The 22,338-nt window shown below is 64.6% G+C and carries 18 protein-coding genes; 4 read left to right on the top strand and 14 right to left on the bottom strand.

Going from position 1 to position 22,338, the window contains the following annotated elements; translation table 11 throughout:
• The first annotated feature begins 104 nt into the window (after positions 1-104).
• Positions 105-740, top strand: a complete 636-nt coding sequence (locus OVA12_RS04625) for a LysE family translocator (RefSeq protein ID WP_268134962.1) — start codon at positions 105-107, stop codon at positions 738-740.
• 8 nt (positions 741-748) lie between these two features.
• On the opposite strand, the gene OVA12_RS04620 is transcribed toward OVA12_RS04625, so the two are convergent.
• From OVA12_RS04620 to OVA12_RS04575, 10 genes are all read right to left on the bottom strand, one after another.
• Positions 749-1,624, bottom strand: coding sequence for an S-methyl-5'-thioadenosine phosphorylase (locus OVA12_RS04620; RefSeq protein WP_268134960.1), 876 nt, complete (start codon positions 1,622-1,624; stop codon positions 749-751).
• 436 nt (positions 1,625-2,060) lie between these two features.
• A complete protein-coding gene (locus tag OVA12_RS04615) occupies positions 2,061-2,903 on the bottom strand; it encodes a cytochrome c1 (protein ID WP_268134958.1) in 843 nt (280 codons plus the stop codon).
• 28 nt (positions 2,904-2,931) lie between these two features.
• Entirely contained in the window at positions 2,932-4,197 is a 1,266-nt protein-coding gene (locus OVA12_RS04610; protein WP_268134956.1) for a cytochrome b, read from the bottom strand.
• A gap of 23 nt (positions 4,198-4,220) precedes the next feature.
• Positions 4,221-4,781 carry a ubiquinol-cytochrome c reductase iron-sulfur subunit gene (petA, locus tag OVA12_RS04605; RefSeq protein WP_268134954.1) on the bottom strand — a complete coding sequence of 187 codons (561 nt, stop codon included), beginning with the start codon at positions 4,779-4,781 and terminating at the stop codon, positions 4,221-4,223.
• Between the two features lie 303 nt (positions 4,782-5,084).
• Positions 5,085-6,923: an ABC transporter ATP-binding protein gene (locus tag OVA12_RS04600; protein WP_268134952.1), complete on the bottom strand. Its 1,839-nt coding sequence runs from the start codon at positions 6,921-6,923 to the stop codon at positions 5,085-5,087.
• The gene (locus tag OVA12_RS04595; RefSeq protein ID WP_268134950.1) at positions 6,907-7,350 is read right to left on the bottom strand and encodes a hypothetical protein; all 444 of its coding nucleotides are present in this window, start codon (positions 7,348-7,350) and stop codon (positions 6,907-6,909) included. Before OVA12_RS04595 ends, OVA12_RS04600 begins: the two co-directional genes overlap by 17 nt.
• Before the next feature lie 386 nt (positions 7,351-7,736).
• Positions 7,737-9,050 (bottom strand): methyl-accepting chemotaxis protein, encoded by a 1,314-nt coding sequence (locus OVA12_RS04590; protein ID WP_268134948.1) that lies wholly within the window; start codon positions 9,048-9,050, stop codon positions 7,737-7,739.
• A gap of 136 nt (positions 9,051-9,186) precedes the next feature.
• Positions 9,187-9,588, bottom strand: coding sequence for a DUF2177 family protein (locus tag OVA12_RS04585; protein WP_268134946.1), 402 nt, complete (start codon positions 9,586-9,588; stop codon positions 9,187-9,189).
• Between the two features lie 58 nt (positions 9,589-9,646).
• Positions 9,647-11,485, bottom strand: coding sequence for an ABC transporter ATP-binding protein (locus OVA12_RS04580; protein ID WP_268134944.1), 1,839 nt, complete (start codon positions 11,483-11,485; stop codon positions 9,647-9,649).
• Between the two features lie 100 nt (positions 11,486-11,585).
• Entirely contained in the window at positions 11,586-12,551 is a 966-nt protein-coding gene (locus OVA12_RS04575; protein ID WP_268134942.1) for an AraC family transcriptional regulator, read from the bottom strand.
• A 149-nt stretch (positions 12,552-12,700) separates the two neighbouring features.
• Here OVA12_RS04575 and hchA point away from each other — a divergent pair, with 149 nt between their 5' ends.
• The 3 genes from hchA (at position 12,701) to hemF (ending at position 15,182) form a co-directional block, all read left to right on the top strand.
• Positions 12,701-13,567 carry a glyoxalase III HchA gene (hchA, locus tag OVA12_RS04570; RefSeq protein ID WP_268134940.1) on the top strand — a complete coding sequence of 289 codons (867 nt, stop codon included), beginning with the start codon at positions 12,701-12,703 and terminating at the stop codon, positions 13,565-13,567.
• A gap of 99 nt (positions 13,568-13,666) precedes the next feature.
• On the top strand, positions 13,667-14,140 hold the full coding sequence (locus OVA12_RS04565; protein ID WP_268134938.1) for a tRNA (cytidine(34)-2'-O)-methyltransferase: 474 nt from the start codon (positions 13,667-13,669) through the stop codon (positions 14,138-14,140).
• A 106-nt stretch (positions 14,141-14,246) separates the two neighbouring features.
• Positions 14,247-15,182, top strand: coding sequence for an oxygen-dependent coproporphyrinogen oxidase (hemF, locus tag OVA12_RS04560; protein ID WP_268134936.1), 936 nt, complete (start codon positions 14,247-14,249; stop codon positions 15,180-15,182).
• Between the two features lie 6 nt (positions 15,183-15,188).
• Here the strand turns inward: hemF and OVA12_RS04555 are convergent, their stop codons facing one another.
• From OVA12_RS04555 to OVA12_RS04540, 4 genes are all read right to left on the bottom strand, one after another.
• Positions 15,189-17,267: a hypothetical protein gene (locus tag OVA12_RS04555; protein WP_268134934.1), complete on the bottom strand. Its 2,079-nt coding sequence runs from the start codon at positions 17,265-17,267 to the stop codon at positions 15,189-15,191.
• A gap of 13 nt (positions 17,268-17,280) precedes the next feature.
• Positions 17,281-20,130: a DUF4159 domain-containing protein gene (locus tag OVA12_RS04550; RefSeq protein ID WP_268134932.1), complete on the bottom strand. Its 2,850-nt coding sequence runs from the start codon at positions 20,128-20,130 to the stop codon at positions 17,281-17,283.
• Complete coding sequence (locus tag OVA12_RS04545) at positions 20,130-21,005, bottom strand: DUF58 domain-containing protein (RefSeq protein WP_268137008.1); 876 nt, start codon at positions 21,003-21,005, stop codon at positions 20,130-20,132. Before OVA12_RS04545 ends, OVA12_RS04550 begins: the two co-directional genes overlap by 1 nt.
• 95 nt (positions 21,006-21,100) lie before the next feature.
• Positions 21,101-22,114 (bottom strand): AAA family ATPase, encoded by a 1,014-nt coding sequence (locus tag OVA12_RS04540; RefSeq protein WP_268134930.1) that lies wholly within the window; start codon positions 22,112-22,114, stop codon positions 21,101-21,103.
• Positions 22,115-22,338: the final 224 nt, after the last annotated feature.

Here is a 22,338-nt window from a genome sequence, read left to right as displayed (position 1 = left end):
ATACAGGAGTTGCGGCAGCCGGTACCAGCTCCCTTGCCGCCTGCCCCCAGCTTGGGCGCGCGCCGGTCAGCACCGGACACCGCCCCTCTCCGACCGGATCTTTCATGTTCGACTATTCCCTGCTGCACTGGACCACGTTCTTCACCGCAGCCCTGTTGCTCAACCTGTCGCCGGGGCCGGACTTCGCCTTTATCCTGGCGCAGACCGCAGCGGGCGGGCGAAAGGCGGGCTTTGCAGCGATGTTCGGAATCTGGACGGGGGCCTTCGGTCACGTGCTGATGGCTGCTGCCGGGCTGTCCGCCATTCTGGCTGCCTCCGCGGTGGCCTTTTCCCTGGTGAAATGGGCTGGTGCTGCCTATCTGATCTGGCTCGGCATCCAGGCGCTGCGCTCAAAAGGCAGCGTGTTGCTGGCCGGCAAAGCGATGGACGAGCAGAAGGTGCTGGCGATCTACCGGCAGGGCGTGATCGTGTCGCTGCTCAATCCGAAGGTCGGCATGTTCTTCCTTGCCTTCCTGCCGCAGTTCGTGGTGCCCGGTGCCGGGCCCGTCGGGGCCCAGCTGTTCCTGCATGGCTTTCTCGTGGTGCTGATCGCCGCCTGCATCGAACCGCCGCTGGTGCTGGTCGGCGAACGGCTGACCAGCCATCTGCGGCAGAGCCCGCGCCTGGCCATGTGGATGGACCGGGGCCTCGGCGCGATCTTTGTCGGCCTTGGCTTGCGGCTGGCGATGCAGCAGCGCTGAACGCGGCGTCAGTCGCCCAGCACGCGTGCAACAATGGCCGACAGCTTGGCCATCAGCGCGGGATCGCGCTTGTCCGGTGCCGTCATCAGGGCATGGTCGAGAGCGCGGTCGGAGCCGATCGGGCATGGCTCATGGATGCGCGGCAGATCGCGCGCCAGACGGGCAACGAGCCGCTGGGCGTTGTGCGCATTGTCGCGCAGGACCTGGATGATCGACTGGATGTCGACCTCGCCATGGTCTGGATGCCAGCTGTCGTAATCGGTGACCATGGCAATGGTCGCATAGCAGATCTCGGCCTCCCGGGCGAGCTTGGCCTCGGGCATGTTGGTCATGCCGATGACATCGCAGCCCCAGGAGCGGTAGAGATGGCTCTCGGCGAGCGAAGAGAACTGCGGGCCTTCCATCGCGAGGTAGGTACCGCCACGCCGATACTTAAGATCCTCGGCCCGGGCGGCCGCCTCGATGTGATCAACAAGCCGCGGGCTGACCGGATAGGCCATGGACACATGGGCGACACAGCCGGCGCTGAAGAAGGATTTCGGCCGGGCGAAGGTGCGGTCGATGAACTGTTCCACCAGCACGAAAGTGCCGGGCGCAAGTTCCTCCTTGAGCGAACCACAGGCGGAGACCGACACCAGATCAGTGACGCCGCAGCGCTTCATGGCATCGATGTTGGCGCGGTAGTTGATGTCCGAGGGCGAATGGACATGTCCTCGGCCATGGCGCGGCAGGAAGACCACCTTCAGACCGTCGATGGTGCCGATGCGCAAATCATCCGACGGCGCGCCCCAGGGGCTGTCGATGCTGACCCACTCGGCGCCTTCCAGACCTGGAAGATCATAGATTCCCGAACCGCCGATGATCCCCAGTACCGATGCTGTCATGCTGCGCCCCCTTTTAGCCGGCTGATTCCCGCAGACTAGTGTGGCTGCCTGACACGAAGAAGACAGCCGGCTTATTGAGGTGGCGCGTCCAGCGCAAGAGTAGGATCCTGCATCAGGTCCATGGGGATCAGCCCGTCCACCCACCCCTCGTCGCTCCTGCGAAGGCAGGAGCCCAGTAAACGAGGCGGTTGGATGCGGCGCACAAGCGGCAACCCATACCGTCTTGGGGGCTGGCACACGCGCTCAACTCACCAACCAAGACCGGGGTTACTGGGCTCCTGCCTTCGCAGGAGCGACGAAGAAATGATGTCTGCGGACACGCATATCCGGGAGAGGCCTGCGAGGATCTGTCCGGAATGGCGGCGCTGCCCCAAAAGTGAAAAAGGCCGCCGTGGTGTCACGGCGGCCTTTTCAAGGTCAGAGAACGCGAAGCTCCTCAGTGGGCGACGTTGCGCCACAGCTTCTGCTTGGTGAAGTACAGGAGCGATGCGAAGACCAGCAGGAAGACGATGACGCGGAAGCCCATCTGCTTGCGCTCTTCCAGCTTCGGCTCGGCTGCCCACATCAGGAAGGCCGAAACGTCGCGTGCGTACTGGTCGAGGGTCATCGGCGACCCATCGGTGTATTCCACCTGCTCATCCGAGATCGGCGGCGCCATGCCAATGGCATTACCGGCCAGGAAGGCATGGTTGTAGTGCTTGCCTTCCGGAATGACGACGCCTTCCGGCGCGTTTTCCTCGTAGCCGGTCAGCAGGGCGTAGATGTAGTCCGGGCCCTGCTCATTGTACTGGGTGAAGGCGTCGAAGACGAACCACGGGAAGCCGCGGTGCGCAGCGCGCGCCTTGGCGATCAGCGAGAAGTCCGGCGGATAGGCGCCGCCGTTGGCCGCACGAGCAGCCTGCTCGTTCGGGAACGGAGACGGGAACTTGTCCGCGAGGATCGCCGGACGATCGAACATGTCACCGGAGTCATTCGGACCATCGGTGACAGTGTACTCGGACGCGATCTTCTTGGCCTGCTCTTCGGTGAAGGACGGGCCACCGTCCTGAGCCAGGGTGCGGAACGCAACCTGACGCAGGCCGTGACACGCGGCGCAGACTTCCTTGTAGACCTTGAAGCCGCGCTGCAGCTGGGCACGGTCGAAGGACCCGAAGGGACCGGAGAACGACCATTGCTGGCGTTCGATATGCGGACCCGAACCGGCGGCGAACGCCGGTGCGGTGGCCGCGAGGACGACGGCGGCGGCAAGGGCGCGGACCGTCTTGATCATGATGCTCATGTTCAAAAACTCCTGAACCTAACCGTCATTATTTGGACTGCGGAGCCGCAACAGCCCCGGCAGGCTTGCCGGATCCACTTGCCAGCACCGCCTCGGAGATCGATGCCGGGATCGGCAACGGCTTCTCAAGGAAACCAAGCAGCGGCAGGATGACCAGGAAGTGGGCGAAGTAGTAGACGGTGCAGATCCGTGACAGGATCACGTAGATGCCTTCTGCCGGCATGGCGCCGAGATAGCCGAGAGCAACTGCGTTGATCGCGAAGATCCAGAAGAACTGCTTGAACAGCGGACGGTACACGCCAGAGCGGACCTTGGAGGTGTCAAGCCACGGCAGGATGAACAGCACCGCAATGGCGCCGAACATGGCCAGCACGCCGCCGAGCTTGTCCGGAACTGCGCGCAGGATCGCGTAGAACGGCAGGAAGTACCATTCTGGAACGATGTGCGCCGGCGTCACGAGCGGGTTCGCCTCGATGTAGTTGTCCGGATGCCCCATGTAGTTGGGCATGTAGAACACGAAGTAGGCGAACAGCACCATGAACACCACGATCGCGAACAGGTCCTTGATCGTGTAGTACGGATGGAACGGCACGGTGTCCTGGTTGGACTTCGGCTGCACGCCCGTCGGGTTGTTGTTGCCGGTGGTGTGGAAGGCCCACACGTGCAGCAGAACGACGCCGAAGATCATGAACGGCAGCAGGTAGTGCAGCGAGAAGAAGCGGTTCAGCGTCGGGTTGTCGACGGCGAAGCCACCCCAAAGCCAGGTGCGCACAGCCTCACCGACCACCGGAATGGCCGAGAAGAGGTTGGTGATCACGGTCGCGCCCCAGAAGGACATCTGGCCCCACGGCAGCACGTAGCCCATGAAGGCGGTGCCCATCATGATGAGGAAGATGATCACACCCAGGATCCAGGAGATCTCGCGCGGCGCCTTGTAGGAGCCGTAGTAGAGACCACGGAAGATGTGAATGTACACGGCAATGAAGAACATCGACGCGCCGTTGGAGTGCATGTAGCGCAGCAGCCAGCCGAAGTTCACATCACGCATGATGTGCTCGACGCTGTTGAACGCAGCAGCGGTGCTCGGCGTGTAGTGCATCACCAGCACGATGCCGGTGATGATCTGCGAGATGAGCATGAAGAACAGGATACCGCCGAAGGTCCACCAGTAGTTGAGGTTCTTCGGGGTCGGGAAGTCTACGAAGGATCCGCGAACAAGCGAAATGACCGGCAGACGGCTCTCAAGCCACTTTGCCGCCGCGCTCTGCGGAACGTAATTGGAATGTCCAGCCATGGCTGTCTCCTCAGGGCTCCGGGTCAACCGATCTTGATCTTAGCGTCCTCGACGAACGCATAGGGCGGGACCAGCAGGTTCTCCGGCGCAGGCCCGAGGCGGATGCGACCGGCGGTGTCATAGTGCGACCCGTGGCACGGGCAGAACCAGCCACCGAAGTCACCGGCGTCCCCGATCGGCACGCAGCCGAGGTGGGTGCAGATGCCAACCATCACGAGCCAGGGCTCCTTGCCTTCAGCTGCGCGGTTGGTGTCAGTTGCCTCGGCCGTGTCCGGCAGATTGGAATTGCGAGCAAACTTGTCCGGCAGCGCGCTGAGCGGCACGGCCTTGGCTTCCTCGATTTCCTTTTCGGTGCGGTGGCGGATGAAGACCGGCTTGCCGCGCCACTTCACGGTGATCGACTGACCAACCTCGACAGCGGACACGTCCACTTCGATCGATGCCAGCGCCAGAGCCGACGCGTCGGGGTTCATCTGGTCGATGAAGGGCCAGGCGACAGCGCCTGCGCCAACAACGCCCATTGCGCCCGTCGCAAGATAGAGGAAGTCACGGCGGGTCGGTTCCGCCGAATGGGTATGTGCCAAGGTCGCGTCCTCTCGAAACCTGTTCAACGTATACCGAAAGCCCGCAGGCAGACTGCCTGTGGCTTTAGACAAAGCCTAGGCAGCCCGGCGCGGGCATCAACGGCAGACGGGTGCGGCATTCGCCCGCACCTCACCAAGCGGTTCGTCTTTTTGCACCCTTCCAGGAGCTTGTCCAGATCGCCGATGGGCGCAGTCTGAAATGTCGCACCGCTACCCGTCTCGCCCTCGCCCCCTTGATGCCGCGAAAGCGCCCCGATTGGAAGAGGGGAACGACGCCTGAAACGCCATCCCCCGCCTTTATGTTCAAGCTTCCGCCTGTGAAGGCAGGAATCCGCCCGACTGATGCGTCCAGAGCTGGGCATAGAGCCCGCCTGCGGCCAACAGTTCGTCGTGCCGGCCCATCTCGATGATTCGCCCCTTGTCGAGAACGATCAGCCGATCCAGCGCCGCGATGGTCGACAGGCGATGGGCGATGGCAATCACCGTCTTGCCTTCCATCAGGTCGAACAGACTGTCCTGGATCGCCGCCTCCACCTCGGAATCGAGTGCGGAGGTGGCTTCGTCCAGCACCAGGATGGGGGCATTCTTGAGCAGCACCCGGGCAATGGCGATGCGCTGGCGCTGTCCGCCGGACAGCTTGACGCCCCGCTCACCGACCTGGGCAGACAGCCCACGCCGACCATCCTTGTCTTCGAGCTGACCGACGAAGTCGAGCGCATGAGCCTTGCGCAGCGCTTCCAGCACGTCCGCCTCGCTGGCATCCGGCGTGCCGTAAGACACGTTCTCGAAGATCGAGCGATGCAGCAGGGAGGTATCCTGCGTCACCACGCCGATGTTGGCGCGCAGGTCATCCTGCCGCACTTTCGAGATGTCCTGCCCGTCGATCAGAATCTGGCCGCTTTCCACGTCGTAGAAGCGCAGCAGCAGATTGACGAGCGTCGACTTGCCCGCACCGGAGCGCCCGATCAGGCCGATCTTCTCGCCCGGACGAATGTCCAGGGTGAGCCCTTCGATGACACCGCCCGACTTGCCATAGTGGAAGTCGACATTGCGGAAGGCGATCTCGCCGCGGGGAACGGACAGGTCGGCTGCGTTTGCGACATCGGACACTTCCCGCTCGCGCGAGATCGTGCCAATGCCGTCCTGAACCGTGCCGACGTTTTCGAACAGACCCGACACTTCCCACAGGATCCATTGCGACATGCCCTGAAGACGCAGGATGAGCGCAATGGCAATGGCGATGTCGCCGGTGGTGACCACATCGATCTGCCACAGGTAGATCGCCATCGCGCCGGTCGAGAACAACAACAGGTTGTTGATCAAGGTCAGCGTCGAGTTGAGGATCGTCACCAGCCGCATCTGGCCGAAGACCGTGTCGAGAAACGCGGTCATCGACTTGCGGGCGTAGGCCTCCTCCCGGTCAGCGTGGGAGAACAGCTTCACCGTGGCGATGTTGGTATAGGCATCCACCACGTGACCGGTCATGACGGACCGGGCATCGGCCTGATCCTGCGAGATGTCCTTCAGCCGGGGGATGAAGATCCGCAACACCGCCAGATAGGCCACCAGCCACACCAGCAGAGGCACCGCCAGGTAGAGGTTGGCATCGCCGACGACGATCACTGCGCTGGTGAAGTAGACGACGACATAGACGAAAATGTCGACGATCTTGGTCACCACCTCACGCACCGCAAGCGCCGTCTGCATCATCTTGTTGGCGACGCGGCCGGCGAAGTCGTTCTGGTAGAAGGTCATGCTCTGGCGCAGCAGATAGCGGTGCACGCGCCAGCGGATCGACATGGGATAGGGCCCGAGCAGGCTCTGGTGCATCAGCAGCTCGAACAGGACCTCGATCACCGGCAGGAACAGCAGGATCACGAGGCCCATCCAGAGCAGATGGTGCCAGTTGGCCGCCAGGAACGTGTCCCGGTCGGCGGACGACAGCCAGTTCACCAGATCACCCAGATAGGTGAAGATCGTCACCTGCAACACGGCAATGAGCGCTGCGAACAGCGCCACCGCCAGCAGGATCGGCATCACCGGCCGGGTGTAGTACCAGCAGAAGGCCGCAAACCCCTTCGGCGGCACGGACAGGTCTGTGTCGGCGAAGGGATCGAACAGGCGTTCAAAGCGCGTGAACATCATTCAGCTCCACACGGGCAGGGTTCGCCCGCAGCTGTGTCCGCGACCGGCGGACGGGAACAAGGACCCTGGACCGGCGCGCCGACAGCACCACGGCCAGCGCGAAGCTGACCAGGGCACCCGACAGGACGACAGTACCAAGGAAAAGCGACATGAGTCGCTCGGTGTATTGCGCCATCAGCATGACTTCGCCGTGACGCTGGACCGCCTGCAGGCTTGTCAGGTCATGCAAGAGCACCGGCATGAACAGCACCGCCGCGACGACGCCGACAACCGCGACAAAGGCCGCAATGGCCAGAACGGCAAGGCGCAGACGGCGGGCCAGCGGCGCGCGGCCAGGATCCGGCAGCGCCGGACCGGCAAAAGGGAAATCAACATCCGGACGGTTCGGCATGGCGAACGGGTCCATCGGGTAACGAACGGACATGGGTCTGCTCCAGGCAGGAAAGAAGTCAGAATGTCACCGGAAAACAGGAACCGGAAATGGCGGCTGCAGCCCGTCGTCTCGGCGACGCGGCTTGGACCGGTGACAGGTCAGCTGGAGTTTGAGCTTTGGGTCAGGCCTGCGGGGAGCAGGCAGACTTGGCGATCGAGCCCAGACGCAGGGCGACGGTCATGCAGACGCGCGACGCAATGGTCATGTACACCCTCCTAAGGCTCGATGGTTGGTTGGATTGCCAAGATGCATCCCCCTACCGGATGCGCGATCTTATCTAGCCGAATCGGCTCTATAGGAAAAGCTATACAATGCAGCCACAGGCGCGTTTTGACGCAGCTGTGGCTGATTGGCAACAAACACGGGTTGCAGAGCCGTCAGGCTGCGCGGATGCTGGTGAGGAACTGGCGGACCTGGGATTGCAGCTCGCCCGACAGGCTGCCGAGCTGGCCGGCGGCGGATTGCATCGCATCCGTGGCCTTGGTGCTGGCCTGCATGGCACCGGCCAATTGCGAGACGTTGCTGTCAACGCGCGCGGTGCTGGAGGTGGCGACCGCCACCGACCGGCCGATGGCATTCGTGGCCTCGGCCTGCTGCTGGATCGAGCCCCGGATGGTGTTGGAAATCTCGCTGATGCGATCGATCGTCCCGGCGATGGAGCGGATGGCAACAACCGCCTGATCGGCAACGGTCTGGACCGAGGCGACCTGAGCCGTGATCTCTTCGGTGGCCTTGGTGGTCTGCCCAGCCAGTGCCTTGACCTCGTTGGCGACAACGGCAAAGCCGCGTCCGGCCTCACCGGCCCGCGCGGCCTCAATGGTGGCATTGAGCGCCAGAAGATTGGTCTGGTTGGCGATCTGGCTGATCAGTTCGACAACCTCGCCGATCGCGCGGCCGGTTTCGGACAAACGGCCGACAATGGCATCGGTCTGGCGGGCTTCCTCAACGGCGCTGCCAGCGATAAGCGAGGCCTGCTGCACGTCGTCGGTGATACCAGCGATGGAACTGGCCAGGAGATCGGCGGCATCGGACATGCTGCTGACGGACTGACCGGACTCCGCAGTGGCCGTGCCAACTTCGGCCACGGCATGGGACGAGCGGCCGACCGCGTCGCGTAGATCTCCGGCATTGCTGCCAACGACACGGGCGGTTTCACCGAGGGACTGCACGGCGATCAGCACCGAACGTTCGAAGTCATCGGCGATGTCGCGCATCAGCGCCTTACGCTCTTCCTCGATATGCTGCTGCTGCATGGCGAGGCGGGAGGATTCCTCGCGCGCCCGCGCCGACAGCTTGCCACGGAACTCGATCACTGAACGGGCGATGTCGCCAATCTCATCGGCCCGGTTGCCGCCTTCGATGTCAACGTCAAGATCGCCTTGCGACAGGCGGGACAGGCCGTTCTGCAGCCGCTTCAGCGGGCGGGCGACGCCGAGGGCCAGGACAACCGCCAGGCCGAGGAACGCAAGCCCGACCGGTGTACAGACGAGCACGATCTGAAGCATCTGATCGAGGATCAAGCCGTCAACCTTGGCCGCACCATCCGGCCCGAGGAAGCCCTGCGCTTCGGCCGGATTGGCGAGCGAGCGGGTCAATGCCATGCGGAAGACGTAGAAGGCGTAGCCGGTGCCCGCGACCATGATCGCAGCCGCAGAGACCACAAGAACCAGAAACCGACCGATGATCGGCAACGGCAATCCAGTATTCCCGGCATTTGACATCGTAAGAACCCGCAAGACTGAACCAGAACCCGACATGGGCGAGCAACTGGGTTCAATACTGCGAAGTTACGGTAAATTTTCTATGGACGCAGCCGGAGGTTGGAAATCAAACCAGCTTTTGGGTCAAATAATAGCCGCCAGCGGCAGAGACGCCTGACAGGAATGTGCCCCACAACACGTCCACAACCACGACAGTGAAGGGCCAGTCGCGCATGGTCGCGTAGTTGGTCATGTCATAGGTGAGATAGGCAAAGAAGCCGAACAGGCCGCCGTAGACCAGCGCATGCCAGAAGGATTCGTTGCGCAGCGCCGGCAGCACGGCGAAGATCAGGATGCCGACCACATAGATGATGTAAAAGACAGCAGCCGCACCGAGGTTCGGCTTGTCCATCAGCAGATGGCCAATGCGGTCGAAATAGAACCGGGTCGCGATCTGCGACAGCCAGATCGCGTCAATGGCGAGGAAAATTGCTGCGGTCGTGCCATAGGCGACGAGTATCTGGGCCATGCGTCCGGTTCCTTTTCCAAGGCTTACGGCGCAGGGCCTGGGACAGATCACCGCAGCCTCATGCCTCGGCCAGAAAACCGCCGGACTGGCGCGCCCATAGATCGGCATAGAGCCCGCCGCGCGCCAAAAGGGCGTCATGTGTGCCTTCCTCGACAATGCGGCCGCCGTCCATCACCAGCAGGCGGTCCATGGCGGCGATGGTTGACAGGCGGTGGGCGATGGCGAGCACGGTCTTGCCGACCATCAGCGGCGCGAGGTTCTCCTGGATCACCGCCTCGACCTCGGAATCGAGGGCCGAGGTTGCCTCGTCGAGGATCAGGATCGGTGCGTTCTTCAACAGGACGCGGGCGATGGCGATGCGCTGGCGCTGGCCGCCGGAGAGCTTGACGCCGCGCTCGCCGACCTGGGCATCGAAGCCGCGCCGACCCTTCATGTCGACCAGTTCCTCGATGAAACCAAGCGCATGGGCCTGGGTGGCAGCAGCGACAAGATCCGCCTCGGACGCATCCGGACGGCCATAGAGGATGTTGTCGCGGATCGAACGATGCAGAAGCGAGGTATCCTGCGCCACCATGCCGATGCTGGCACGCAAGGACGCCTGGGTCACGGCGCGCACGTCCTGCCCATCGATGAGCACCCTGCCCGCCTCAACATCATGGAACCGCAGCAAGAGCGTTGCCAAGGTCGACTTGCCGGCACCGGACGGGCCGACAATGCCGATCTTTTCGCCAGGACGCGCAGCGAAGTTCAGGTTTTCCAGCACGCCTTCGCCCTTGCCATAATGGAAGGTGACGTTTTCGAAGGCGAGCCCGCCCTGCTTCACGACGAGGGGTCTGGCATCGGCGGCATCGGTCACCGTGACCGGCCGCGAAATCAGCTCGACGCTGTCCTGCAAGGTGCCAAAGAGGCGGAACAGGCCGTTGAGCTGGCCCAGCATGCGGCCGAGCAGCAGGTTGAGGCGAAGCACGAGGCCGAGAGTCAGCGCGACGTCACCGGTCGTCAGGCTGCCGCCCTGCCACAGATGCAGGGCAAAGCCGGAGATCGCCACCATCATCGCCCCCGAAAGCAGGGACATGAGGGAGCGGACTTCCGTGAGATTGCGGGTGAACCGCTTGAGAACACCAAGATAGATCCTGAACTGGTCCTGCATTCTGGCAGACTCGCCATCGCGGGACCCGAACAGTTTCACCGTCTGGATATTGGTGTAGGTATCCACCAGGCGGCCGGTGAGGCCCGACGCGGCATGCGCGGAAGCCTTCGACTGTTCCCGGATACGCGGCACGTAGATCCGCGCGATGATGACGAAAGCCACGAGCCACACACCGACCAGCAGCGCCAGACGCACATCCAGATCGCCCAGCATCAGCATGGTGGCCGCCGCATAGACGAGGATATACCAGACCACCTGCAGCAGGGTGACCATGAATTCGCCCGCTGCCTGGCCGGACTGCCAGACCTTGGAGGAGATGCGGCCGGCAAACTCGTCATGGAAGAAGCCGAGGCTCTGATCCATGATGCGGCGATGCGCCTGCCAGCGGATCAGGTTGTTGAAGCCCGGAATGACCGTCTGTTCTTCGACCAGCGCCGTGCCGGCAGCAACGACCGTCCGCAGCACCAGGACGACGAAAGCCATGCCGAGCAGCGTCAATGCGTGATCCGAGAACAGGCGCTCGGGCCGGGCAGCATCCAGCATGTCGACGATGGTGCCGATGAAACTGTAGATCCCGGCCTCGATGGCGGCTGTCAGACCGCCCAGCACCAGCATGAGCAGAAAGGGCCAGCGGCATTGCCAGACGTAAAGGCGCAGAAACGCCAGCGCCGACGAGGGCAAGGCGCGGGAGGCAACCGGCTGGAACGGGTCGATCCAGCCTTCGAACAGGCGGTAGATGAACTGCAAAGCGCTGGCCCCGCGAAACTGAAACGTCTCCCCCCGCGCTATGTAGCAGCTTCTGACGCTTCAGCCAGTCCTTGTGAGGCTGCGAAAACTGTGCAGGGCATCAAGCACCGCGATGCTGCTGCCGCCAACGCTGCGGTGTTTCGGCAAAACGCTGGCGAAACGCCCGTGAAAAGGCTGCAGCCGATGCAAAGCCACTGCGGAAGGCAACCTCGGCAATTGTCAGGTCTGATGTGCGCAGCAGCGCCGTTGCATGATCGAGACGCCAGCAGGCGATGTAACTCGCAGGCGTGTGCCCGACCAGTTGCGCAAAGCGTTCAGCAAACACGGTGCGGGACATGCCGGCCAGCTCGGCGAGCTCGTTGACTGTCCAGGCATGCGCCGGATCGGCGTGGATTGCCGCAAGCGACCGCCCGATCCGGTCATCGGTTGCGGCAGCGAGCCAGCCGATCTGGTTTGACGACGCGATTGCCCAACTGCGCAGAACCTGGATCAGCAGAAGATCGAGGAGCCGCGACGTGGCGACATGCGTGCCTTGCCGGATGATAGACGTTTCAAGGGCGACCAGCTGAACCATACGATCCAGCCATCCCTTCGGAACAATCTGGTTCGCACGAACGACAAGAGGAACCGGAAGGATCGAAAACAAGTGCTTGGCCAGGACGGGGTCAAAGGAAAACCAGCCTGTGAACCATGCCGGATCTCCGTCCACCTGCCCGAGCCCAGCATCGAGCGGCGGCAGCCCCAGGCGGCATTCCGCCTCGACGGGTTGTGGCAGGACTGACCAGTCATCGCTGATCTGGTGCCCCGCGGACTGGATAAAGACGGCAACATCTCCCGCCTCCAGGGCGATTGGCTCGGCATCAATGCCTGCCGCGAGCTGTACACGGCCCTGACAGACCACATGGACAACGCCGCGCGCGGGCCCGAATTCAAGTGTGAACCCGCGAGCCGGAGAAAAGGCGGAAAGCCCCTCGCCGCGAAGGCGGATCACCTCGAGAATGGGTGACAGGGCATCGCCTGATCGCAGTGCCGGTGTTTCAGCAAAATGTTCCGGCGTTTGAGACATTGCAGATCGTCCACTTCGTTTGCAAATATACAACGAACATTCGCAGCCAGATCGCATCCATCCAAAACAATTCGGATCTTGCCTTTGGCATAATTTCCAAAAATTACCCTAAAGAAATATCAAAAAGCACAGAGAAACGGATATAGAAAATGACACAACCCACCAACCAAGACATGAAGCCAACACCGGATCCGGCTGAAGACAACGCCTTCTTTCCCTCCCCATACTCCCTCAGTCAGTTTACGTCTTCAAAATCTGATCTGTCAGGAGCGGAATACGCCATGCCCTATACCGGCAAGCGCTGGAAGATCCTGGTGATCGGTGCAGACGAACGTTACCTGTTGCTCGCCAATGGAACCATGTTTTCTACCGGGAACCACCCGGTCGAGACCTTGCTGCCGCTGTACCATCTGGAAAAGGCCGGGTTTGGCTTCGAGTTTGCCACCCCGTCGGGCAACCCGATGAAATTCGAGTTCTGGGCGATGCCCAACGAAGACGAGGAAATCACCGGGCTCTTCGCCAAATACGCCGATCAGATCAAAGCACCGCGCGAGCTTGCGGATGTTGTCGAACAGTCCATCGGCGACCAGTCCGATTACATCGGCGTGTTCATCCCCGGCGGGCATGGCGCGTTGATCGGTCTGCCCAAGAGCCCCGAGGTCAAGGCTGTGCTTGAATGGGCCGCCGCGAACGACAAGTTCGTGATCTCGCTCTGCCATGGCCCGGCCGCCTTCCTGGCGGTCGGCGCGGACAGCCCGATCTACAAGGGCAAGAAGATCGTCGCCTTCCCGGATGCCATGGACGCCCAGACGCCGGAGATCGGCTACATGCCCGGTCATCTGACCTGGAAATTCGGCGAGGAACTGACCGCGCTCGGCTTCGAGATCCTGAACTCGGGCATCTCTGGCCAGGTGCACAAGGATGGGAAACTGTTGACCGGTGACAGTCCGCTGGCAGGCAATGCGTTGGGCAAGCTGGCAGCAACCGAACTGCTGGCCGAGGTCAACGGCGGCTGACCGCGCAGCCCCTCAGCAGCAAAGCAAAAGCGCCGCAGGGCTTGCAAGTCCTGCGGCGCAGCCATATCGGTCACGGGCATCATCCGAACCGAACTGTCCATGCCCGATCTCGTCCTCTATCAGCCAGATATTCCCCAGAACACAGGCACCATGCTGCGCATGGCGGCTTGCTTGAATGTGAAAGTGCATCTGATCGAGCCGGCGGGGTTTCCGCTGTCGGATCATGCGCTGAAGCGGGCGGGTATGGACTATCTGGAGCGCGCGGCGCTGATCCGGCATGTGACCTTTGAAGCCTTTGAAGACTGGCGGCGCGCACAAGGGCGGCGGCTGGTGCTGATGACCACGCGGGGGAGCGTGGCCTACACCGGACATGCCTTCGCGGCCGGGGATCTGGTGATGATGGGGCGGGAGTCGGCCGGGGTCCCCGACGCAGTGCATGCGGTGGCCGATGCGCGGATCGTCATTCCGATGGCGGAGGGCATGCGGTCGCTCAATGTTGCCGTGTCCGCCGGCATGGTTCTGGGCGAAGCGTTGCGGCAGACCGGGAACTTTCCGCCGCTCGCGCGCGTTTGAAGGCGAGGCGCGGCATTGCTGCGCTTTGCAAGAGAGGCCTCAGGCCGCTAGAACGGCGGCAGGAGAAAGCCGGGCCAGGCCCGGTCACCAAAGGATGCGACAGCCCATGAGCGACAAGACCCCGCAGACCGGACAAGAGCGTGGCGGCCCTGTGCCGGCGGACATCGAGGCCAAGAAGCTCGCCGCGCCCGCCTGGTTTGCCGAATTGCGCGACCGGATCTGCGCGTCGTTCGAGGCGCTGGAGGACAAGATCGGCGCGCTGAACGGACCGCTGGCGGACCGGCCGGCCGGGCGCTTCGAGCGCACGCCCTGGGAGCGAACCGATGCCAGCGGAGCCAAGGGCGGCGGCGGTGTCATGTCGATGATGCATGGCCGGGTGTTCGAGAAGGTGGGCGTGCATGTGTCCACCGTCTACGGCGAGTTCTCGCCGGAATTCCGGGGCCAGATCCCCGGGGCGTCGGAAGACCCGCGCTTCTGGGCCTCCGGCATCAGCCTGATCGCGCATCCGCAGAACCCGCATGTCCCGGCCGTGCACATGAACACGCGCATGGTCGTGACGACGCGGCAGTGGTTTGGCGGCGGCGCCGACCTGACCCCGGTGCTGGACGCGCGCCGCACCCAGACCGATCCGGACAGCATGGCCTTTCACAAGGCGATGGAAAACGCCTGCGCGCCGCACAAGAATGCGGACTATCCCGCCTTCAAGGCCTGGTGCGACGACTATTTCTTCCTGAAGCATCGCAACGAGCCGCGCGGTATCGGCGGCATTTTCTACGACTACGTCAATTCCGGCGACTGGGACGCGGACTTCGCCCTGACGCGCGATGTCGGGCTGGCGTTTCTCGACATCTACCCCAAACTGGTCGAGGCGAATTTCGAGAAGCCGTGGAGCGAGGCCGAGCGCGAGGAACAGCTGATCCGGCGCGGACGCTATGTGGAGTACAACCTGCTCTACGACCGCGGCACGATCTTTGGCCTGAAGACCGGCGGCAATGTCGCCTCGATCCTGTCGTCCATGCCGCCTGTGGTGAAGTGGCCCTGAGAGGGGCTAACGCCCCTCGCGGAACCAGGTAACGGACAGGGCGCCAAGCAGAAGGGCAAGGCCAAGGAGACCGGAGAGAAGCGGGATCCGGTCAATGCCCTTCAGCACGCTGGCGTCCGTTGTCTTGAGCCCAATCCAGCCGGACCCGGCATAGTCATCAGCCCGCTTGAGCGGCACGATGCGCGGGATCGACTGACCGCCGCCGATGTCGGCAATGCGCAGCGCTGCACCTCCGGTCTGGGCGGACAGAGGCCCAAGCTTTTCCGTGGTGGAGAGCACGTCGGAGAACTCGCGCGGGTTCTGCGGCCCGACATGGATGAGGGCCGTGCGCTCGCCATCCGTGGCCGAGTAGAGCCCGAGTTCGGTTGCCGCCTGGCTGGCGCGCCAAAGGCCGGGTTCCGCTTCGCTCAAGGTCAGCACCTTAGTGCCGCCCGTGGGCAAGGTGAGCGTGACATCGGCCGCCGTGTCGCCAAGGGTCTGGCGCTCGAGGATGAGTTCGGACCCACGCAGGCTGATCCTGAGGGCTTCTTCCTCCAGATCCGGTTCCTGCATCAGCCAGTGGCCGAGACGGCGCAGCAAGGGCACATGCGGGCCGCCGCCCTCATAGCCGCGCGCCCAGAGCCAGACGTGATCGGACAGCAGCACAGCGACGCGGCCGGCTTCCTCGCGGTTGAGCACAAGAAGCGGCGTGTCTGAGGGGCCGGACATCAGCGACTGACCCGCATCGACCTCGGCTTCCACCGCGCGGAACCAGCGGCTCCACTGGGGTGGTTCGGACTTGGCACCCGGCAGACCGCGCGTGACCGGATGCCGGTTGCCGATGTCGGAGACCCGGGCATGGTAGGGCGTTTCAATGACGTTGCCGGTCGGGCGCGCCGGCAGGACCGGCGCCATGGGTGTCTGGTAGATCGTCGAGCCTTGCGCGTAATCCGGCCCGCCGGCGATGAGCAGCGCCCCGCCGGCCCGCACATAGCGGGCGATGTTGTCGAAATACAGCATCGGCAAGACGCCGCGGTTCACATAGCGGTCGAAGATGATGAGGTCGAACTGGTCGATCTTTTCCGAGAACAGCTCGCGCGTCGGGAAGGCGATCAGGGACAGCTGGTTGACCGGGGTGCCGTCCTGCTTTTCCGGTGGGCGCAGGATGGTGAAATGCACCAGATCGACGGAGGCATCCGACTTCAGCAGATTGCGCCAGGTGCGCTCGCCCGCATGGGGAGAGCCGGACACCAGGAGAACCCGCAGATTCTCGCGGATGCCATCGATGGTGACGACGACGCGGTTGTTGAGCGGAGTCAGTTCACCGGGCAGGGTTGCCGCCTCGAACTCGAAGATGTTCTGGCCGCCGTGTCCGATCTCGACTGGAACCTCGATGCGCGAGCCGGGCCGCACGCGCAGCTCGTTGACCAGCTCTCCGTCGCGGCGCACGCGCAAGGTGGCCGCACTGCCATCGCCCCCCGGCAAGGTGCCGCCATCCTCCAGATTCAGTGTCACGACCTGCTCTGACCCGACAAGGCCGAAGCGGGGCGCACGAACCAGCGACAGGCGGCGATCACCCTCGTCCGGACGCCCGGTGACCAGCGCATGCAGCGGAGCGTTGAAGCCGAGCGCGGCGCTTGAGCCGGGAATGTCATGCACCTGGCCGTCGGTGAGAAGGATTGCGCCGCCAACGCGGTCCGGCGGCACATCGGCAAGACCTTCCGCCAGCGCGCCGAACAGTGCGGTGCCGTCATCGCTAAGCGAGGGACTGGCCTCGATGCGGCGCAGCTCGAACCCCGGCAAGGCGGCAATGCGGGTCTCCAGTTCGGCAAGTGCGGCCGATGTCGCGGCGTCACGGCCGTCGAGGGTCTGGCTCTGGCTCTTGTCGACGACGACGGCGACAACGCTGGAGAGAGGCTCCCGGTCCTCGCGCTCAAGGGCCGGATTGGCGAGCGCCAGCAGGACGAGCGCCAGGGCAAAGCTGCGCAGGAGACCGCCGCGCAGACGCAGAAACAGCGCGACCCCAAGGAACAGAGCAATGAGAGCCGCGCCGGCCAGCAGGCCCCAGACGGGGACGAAGGGATCAAAGGAGACAGACCAGATCATTGCCACGCCTCCTTCACTGGCCAAGCCGTTCGAGCAGGGCCGGCACATGGACCTGATCGGCCTTGTAGTTGCCGGTCAGGCTGTAGATCACAATGTTGACGCCGGCGCGGAAGGCGTATTCGCGCTGGTCCGGATCGTCCGGCACGGTCGGATAAAGCGGATTGCCACCGGCATCGACTGCCCAGGCGGAGGCAAAGTCATTGCCGGTGATGAGGATCGGAGTGACGCCATCACCGGCGCGCACGGGCCGGTCGGTGCCTTCGGGGCTTTCATCCGAGGCCTCCACCCAGAGCGGGCTGGTGGCAAAGCGGCCGGGGAAACTGTCGAGCAGGAAGAAGGCCTTGGTCAGTACATGATCGGCAGGCACCGGTTCCAGCGCCGGAACATCCAGCCCTTCAAGGATCTCGCGCAGCTTCAGCGTTGCCGGCGTGCCGGACAGGCCGGTGGCCGAGGTGGTGATGTGGTCACGGGTGTCGAACAGGATGGTGCCGCCGCCGCGCATGAAGCCGTCGATGCGGCTCATGGTGCGGGCATCGGGCTTGGGGCTCGCCGGGTCGATGGGCCAGTACAGCAGCGCAAAGAAGGCCAGTTCGTCACGGGAGATATCCAGCCCGATGGGCGCGCCGGGTTCCAGCGCCGTGCGGGCAGCCAGATACCGGGAGAGGCCATCGAGACCGGCGCGGCTGGCCTCGTCGATCTCCGGGTTGCCGGTGACGACATAGGCCAGACGGGTCTCAACGGTGGCCTCAAGCGCCCGGATGTCATCAGAGGAGGTCGCCTGCGCGGCCGCCGGATGCGAGGGGCCGAGGAGCGCTGCGGCAAGACCGAGACCGGCCACCAGCGCAACGGTTGCACCAACGCGGGCAAGGCGCAGACGGCTGATCAGGCCCGCCATCAGCAGCACCACGAGGGCATCCAGCGCCAGCAGCAGGAAGGCGGCGGTGAACAGCCCGGCGCGCAGATCGACCGGTTCGGCATCGAGATAGGGGCGGACATCAAGGCTTGATCCGAAGGCCGAGGTGTCGAGCGGCAGCAGGGCCTCTCCCCCCGTTAGCAGGTTGAGCGCCCGGTAGCCGTCCTCGCTGCCGTAAAGACCCGGGGGTGTGTCGCGGCTGGCGCGCGTGGTGGCAAAGGCCGAGGCAGAGATCGGGGTGACTTCGGCCAGCGGCGGGCCGAATGCGCCGTAGCCATCCAGAAGGCGCAGAGGCGGCAGCACGGAGCGGACCTCGGTGTCGAGCCCCTCGTCGGTGGCAATGGCGGCATCGGCCTCCGGGGCGGCGGCCACGGCGCTGGCAGAGGCTACGATGCGGCGCAGCATGTCGACATAGGTGCCAGAGAGCGGCAGGTTGGACCAGGCGCTGTCCGCGGTGACATGGAACAGGACAATGGCCCCCTCCCCGCGCCGGCCGGCGGTGACGAGCGGCGTGCCATCCGTCAGCATGGCCCAGCTTCGCTCGGGCAGATCCGCCGTCGGTTCGGCGAGCACCTGACGCGACACCAGCACCTCGTCAGGGACAGCGAGCCCGGCAAAGGGCGAGGCGGCCGGGAAAGGCGCAAGCTTCTGCGGCTGTTCCCAGGACAGGCTGCCGCCAAGGGTACGCCCGCCGGCCCTGAGCGCGACGGGCAGGAGATCATCAGTGCCACCGGCCGTGCGCGGACCGGCAAAGCGTACCAGGAGCCCGCCGCCACGAACCCAGCGGTCCAGAGCCTCGACGGCCGGATCCGGCAGACGGCCGACATCGGCGAGCATCACGACGGAGACGCCCTGCTCGAGCAGCTCCGGGATCGCCTCGCCAAGATCGCCCTGGCGCGGCAGGCGCAGGTCGGCAAACGGCGCGAGCGCCCGTTGCAGATAGTAGAGCGGTGACAACAGCGGCTGCGCCTGATCAGCGCCCGCACCGGAGATCAGGCCAACGGTGCGGCGGCGCCAGCTGTCATCAATCAGCTTCACGGCACCCGTGGAGCGTTCGCCCTCGATTTCCAGCCGGGCGATGTCATTGCGCAACTCGCTGGGCAGGGCAAAGGTTGCCTCTGCATTGACCGCATCGGCATCAAAACGGGCGGTGGCCTCGCCCAGCACCAGCCCCTTGGGATCGAGCGCCAGGAGGCGGACGTCGTCCGCGCCGCCCTCCGGCGCGCGGATGACGGTCGCGGTCAGGGCGTCCGCCGTGCTGGACAGGGCGGCAATGCCCTGCGGCGTGCGCGCACCGGTGTAAAGCGTTACCGGGATAGTGCCGGCAAGAGCGGAAAGATCGCGCTGGAAGCCGCCAGCCGAAGGGTCCTGCAAGCCGTCCGAAATCCAGACGATATGGCTGGGGGCAGCCTCAGCCATCGCCTTGCGCAGGGCGGTCACCAGCTCCGCACGCTGACGCTCCCAGGGCTGCGGCGCCATGGCGCGCAGACGCTCGGCGGCAATGGCTGCGGAGGTCGGGGCAAGCGGCTGGGCCGGGCCATCGGCGGTGGCGGCCAGCATGACCGGCACCTCGGCAGCCTCGGCGAGATCGAGGACGCCCCGGGCCGCCACGATCTGGCGATCCCAGTCAGTGGCGGAGGTCCAGCCGTTGTCGAGCAGCAGCAGCACCGGGCCGGCCCCAAGCTCCAGCCGGTCCGCAGGGCGCCACATCGGCCCGGCGAGCGCCAGGATCAGCAGCGCAGCGATGAGCAGGCGCAGCAAGGTGAGCCACCACGGGCTCTTCTGCGGCGTTTCCTCGCGCTTCTCGATGTCGATCAGCAGCCGGGTTGGCGGAAAGGTAACCTCGCGCGGGCGCGGCGGCGTGAAGCGAAGCAGCCACCAGATCACGGGAAGCAGGACGAGAGCACCCAGAACAAGCGGCGTGGCGAAGGCGAGCGGCAGGCCAAACATCACAGTCGCCCTCCCTTGGCCGCAAGGGCATCCGAATGGCCGCTGAGACGCTCGTGCAGCGCCAGCAGAGGCTCGGTCGCCGAGCGATCAGTGTGATGCAGGATGTAACTCCAGCCGGCGCGGGTGGCGATCTGGCGCAGGGCGTCCTTGCGTTCCGCAAGGCGCGCCTGATAGGCCGCACGCCAGCCTTCGGCGCGCCCCGTCGTCAGCTTGAGGCCGCTTTCGGGATCGCGGAACTCGACCCGGCCATCGAAGGGGAACGTTTCCTCGATCGGGTCCAGCACCTGGACCAGCGCGCCGCGCGCGCCAGTGCCCGCAACATGGGCGACCCAGGCGGCAATGTCAGCGATGGGATCGAGAAAGTCGGCGATCAGCACGACATCCGAAAAGCGGCGGATGCCGGTGGCGTCGGGCAAGGCGGCAGGCTTTGCCAGATGCACCAGCGCATCGGCCAGCCGCTCGGCCGCATTGCGGTCTGCCAGCGGACGGGTCACGCCCGGCAGGCCGATGCGTTCGCCGCTGCCGGCCAGCATGTCGGCCAGCGCAAGCATCAGGACGACTGCGCGGTCGCGCTTTGACACGGCACTGAGATTTGAGCGGAAGGCCATGGACGACGACAGGTCGGCCCACAGCCAGAGCGTATGCGCCGCCTCCCACTCCCGTTCGCGAACGTAGAGATGGTCATCGCGGGCCGAACGGCGCCAGTCGATGCGGCGTGCTGGCTCACCCATGGTGAAGGGGCGGAACTGCCAGAAGGTCTCACCGGGACCGGAGCGGCGGCGCCCATGCCAGCCAGCAGACACGGTGTTGCCGATGTGGCGCGCGTCAACAAGGAGATCCGGCAAGGCGTCCGCAAGGCTGCGGGCCTCGCCCATGGTGGCAGGGCCGGCAAGCGAGGGGCTTGCGGCGGTGTCCCGCTCGGTCCTGGATGTGGCTGTCTCCGCGCCGCGCGCCATTCAGCTCTCCCGCCTCAGCCGATCCTGGACTTCAGCCGGCCGATCACGTCCCGGACGGTATGGCCGTCGGCACGTGCGGCGAAGGTCAAGGCCATGCGGTGTTGCAACACCGGCTCGGCCAGCGCCAGGACGTCGTCGATGGACGGGGCAAGCCGACCTTCCAGCAGGGCGCGGGCACGAACCGTCAGCATCAGGGCCTGGCTGGCGCGTGGGCCCGGGCCCCAGGCGATGAGGCGCTGCAGGTCATCGCCGGCACCGCCGTCAGCCGGGCGAGCCGCCCGCACGAGCGTGAGGATCGCCTCGACGACGCTTTCGCCAACCGGCATGCGGCGGACGAGGGTCTGGATCGCGGCGAGTTCCTCGCCGTTCAGGACGCCCTTGGCCTTGGCTTCGCCCGCACCGGTGGTTTCCAGAAGAATGCGCCGTTCGGCCTCAAGCGAGGGATAATGCACGTCAATCTGCATCAGGAAACGGTCAAGCTGGGCTTCCGGCAGGGGATAGGTGCCTTCCTGCTCCAGCGGGTTCTGGGTGGCCAGGACATGGAACGGGCGCGGCAGGTCATGCGGCTGGCCGGCAACGGTGACGTGGTATTCCTGCATCGCCTGCAGGAGGGCCGACTGGGTGCGCGGGCTGGCACGGTTGATTTCATCGGCCATCAGGAGCTGGCAGAACACCGGCCCTGCAATGAAGCGGAACGCACGCACGCCGTCGGCCGACTGTTCCATGACTTCGGCGCCAAGAATGTCGGAGGGCATAAGGTCCGGGGTGAACTGGACGCGGCGGGCGTTGAGGCCAAGCACCGTGCCGAGTGTGTCGACCAGCTTGGTCTTGGCAAGGCCGGGAACGCCGACAAGGAGCCCGTGGCCGCCGGCAAGGATGGTCACCAGAGCGCGCTCGACGACGCTTTCCTGACCGAAGATGACGCGGGCGATATCCGCTTTCGCCTCGCCGATCCGGGCAACGGCCTTTTCGGCCTCGGCCACGATCGCGGCGGGATCCGTTTCTGGGGAGGGGCTGATTGCGCTCATCGCGGACCTCTTCGCTTTGCCTGCATCACCACCGGACGGACTGGCCGAACGGGCCATTGGTCCTGCCACTCTGACAGCATATCTTTACACCCGTAAGCCGCTAATTCTGGCAAGCAGGGCTATGCTGAGGCTACGCGGCGGACCGACGAAGCAGATCACAGCGCCGGGACATGGCGGAACAATGGCGCGGCCACGGGTCAGGATCGACAGGCCAGCGGCACAAC

The organism is Pannonibacter sp. SL95 (assembly GCF_026672425.1).
Classification (GTDB): domain Bacteria; phylum Pseudomonadota; class Alphaproteobacteria; order Rhizobiales; family Stappiaceae; genus Pannonibacter.
This window is presented reverse-complemented; position numbering and strand designations above follow the sequence as displayed.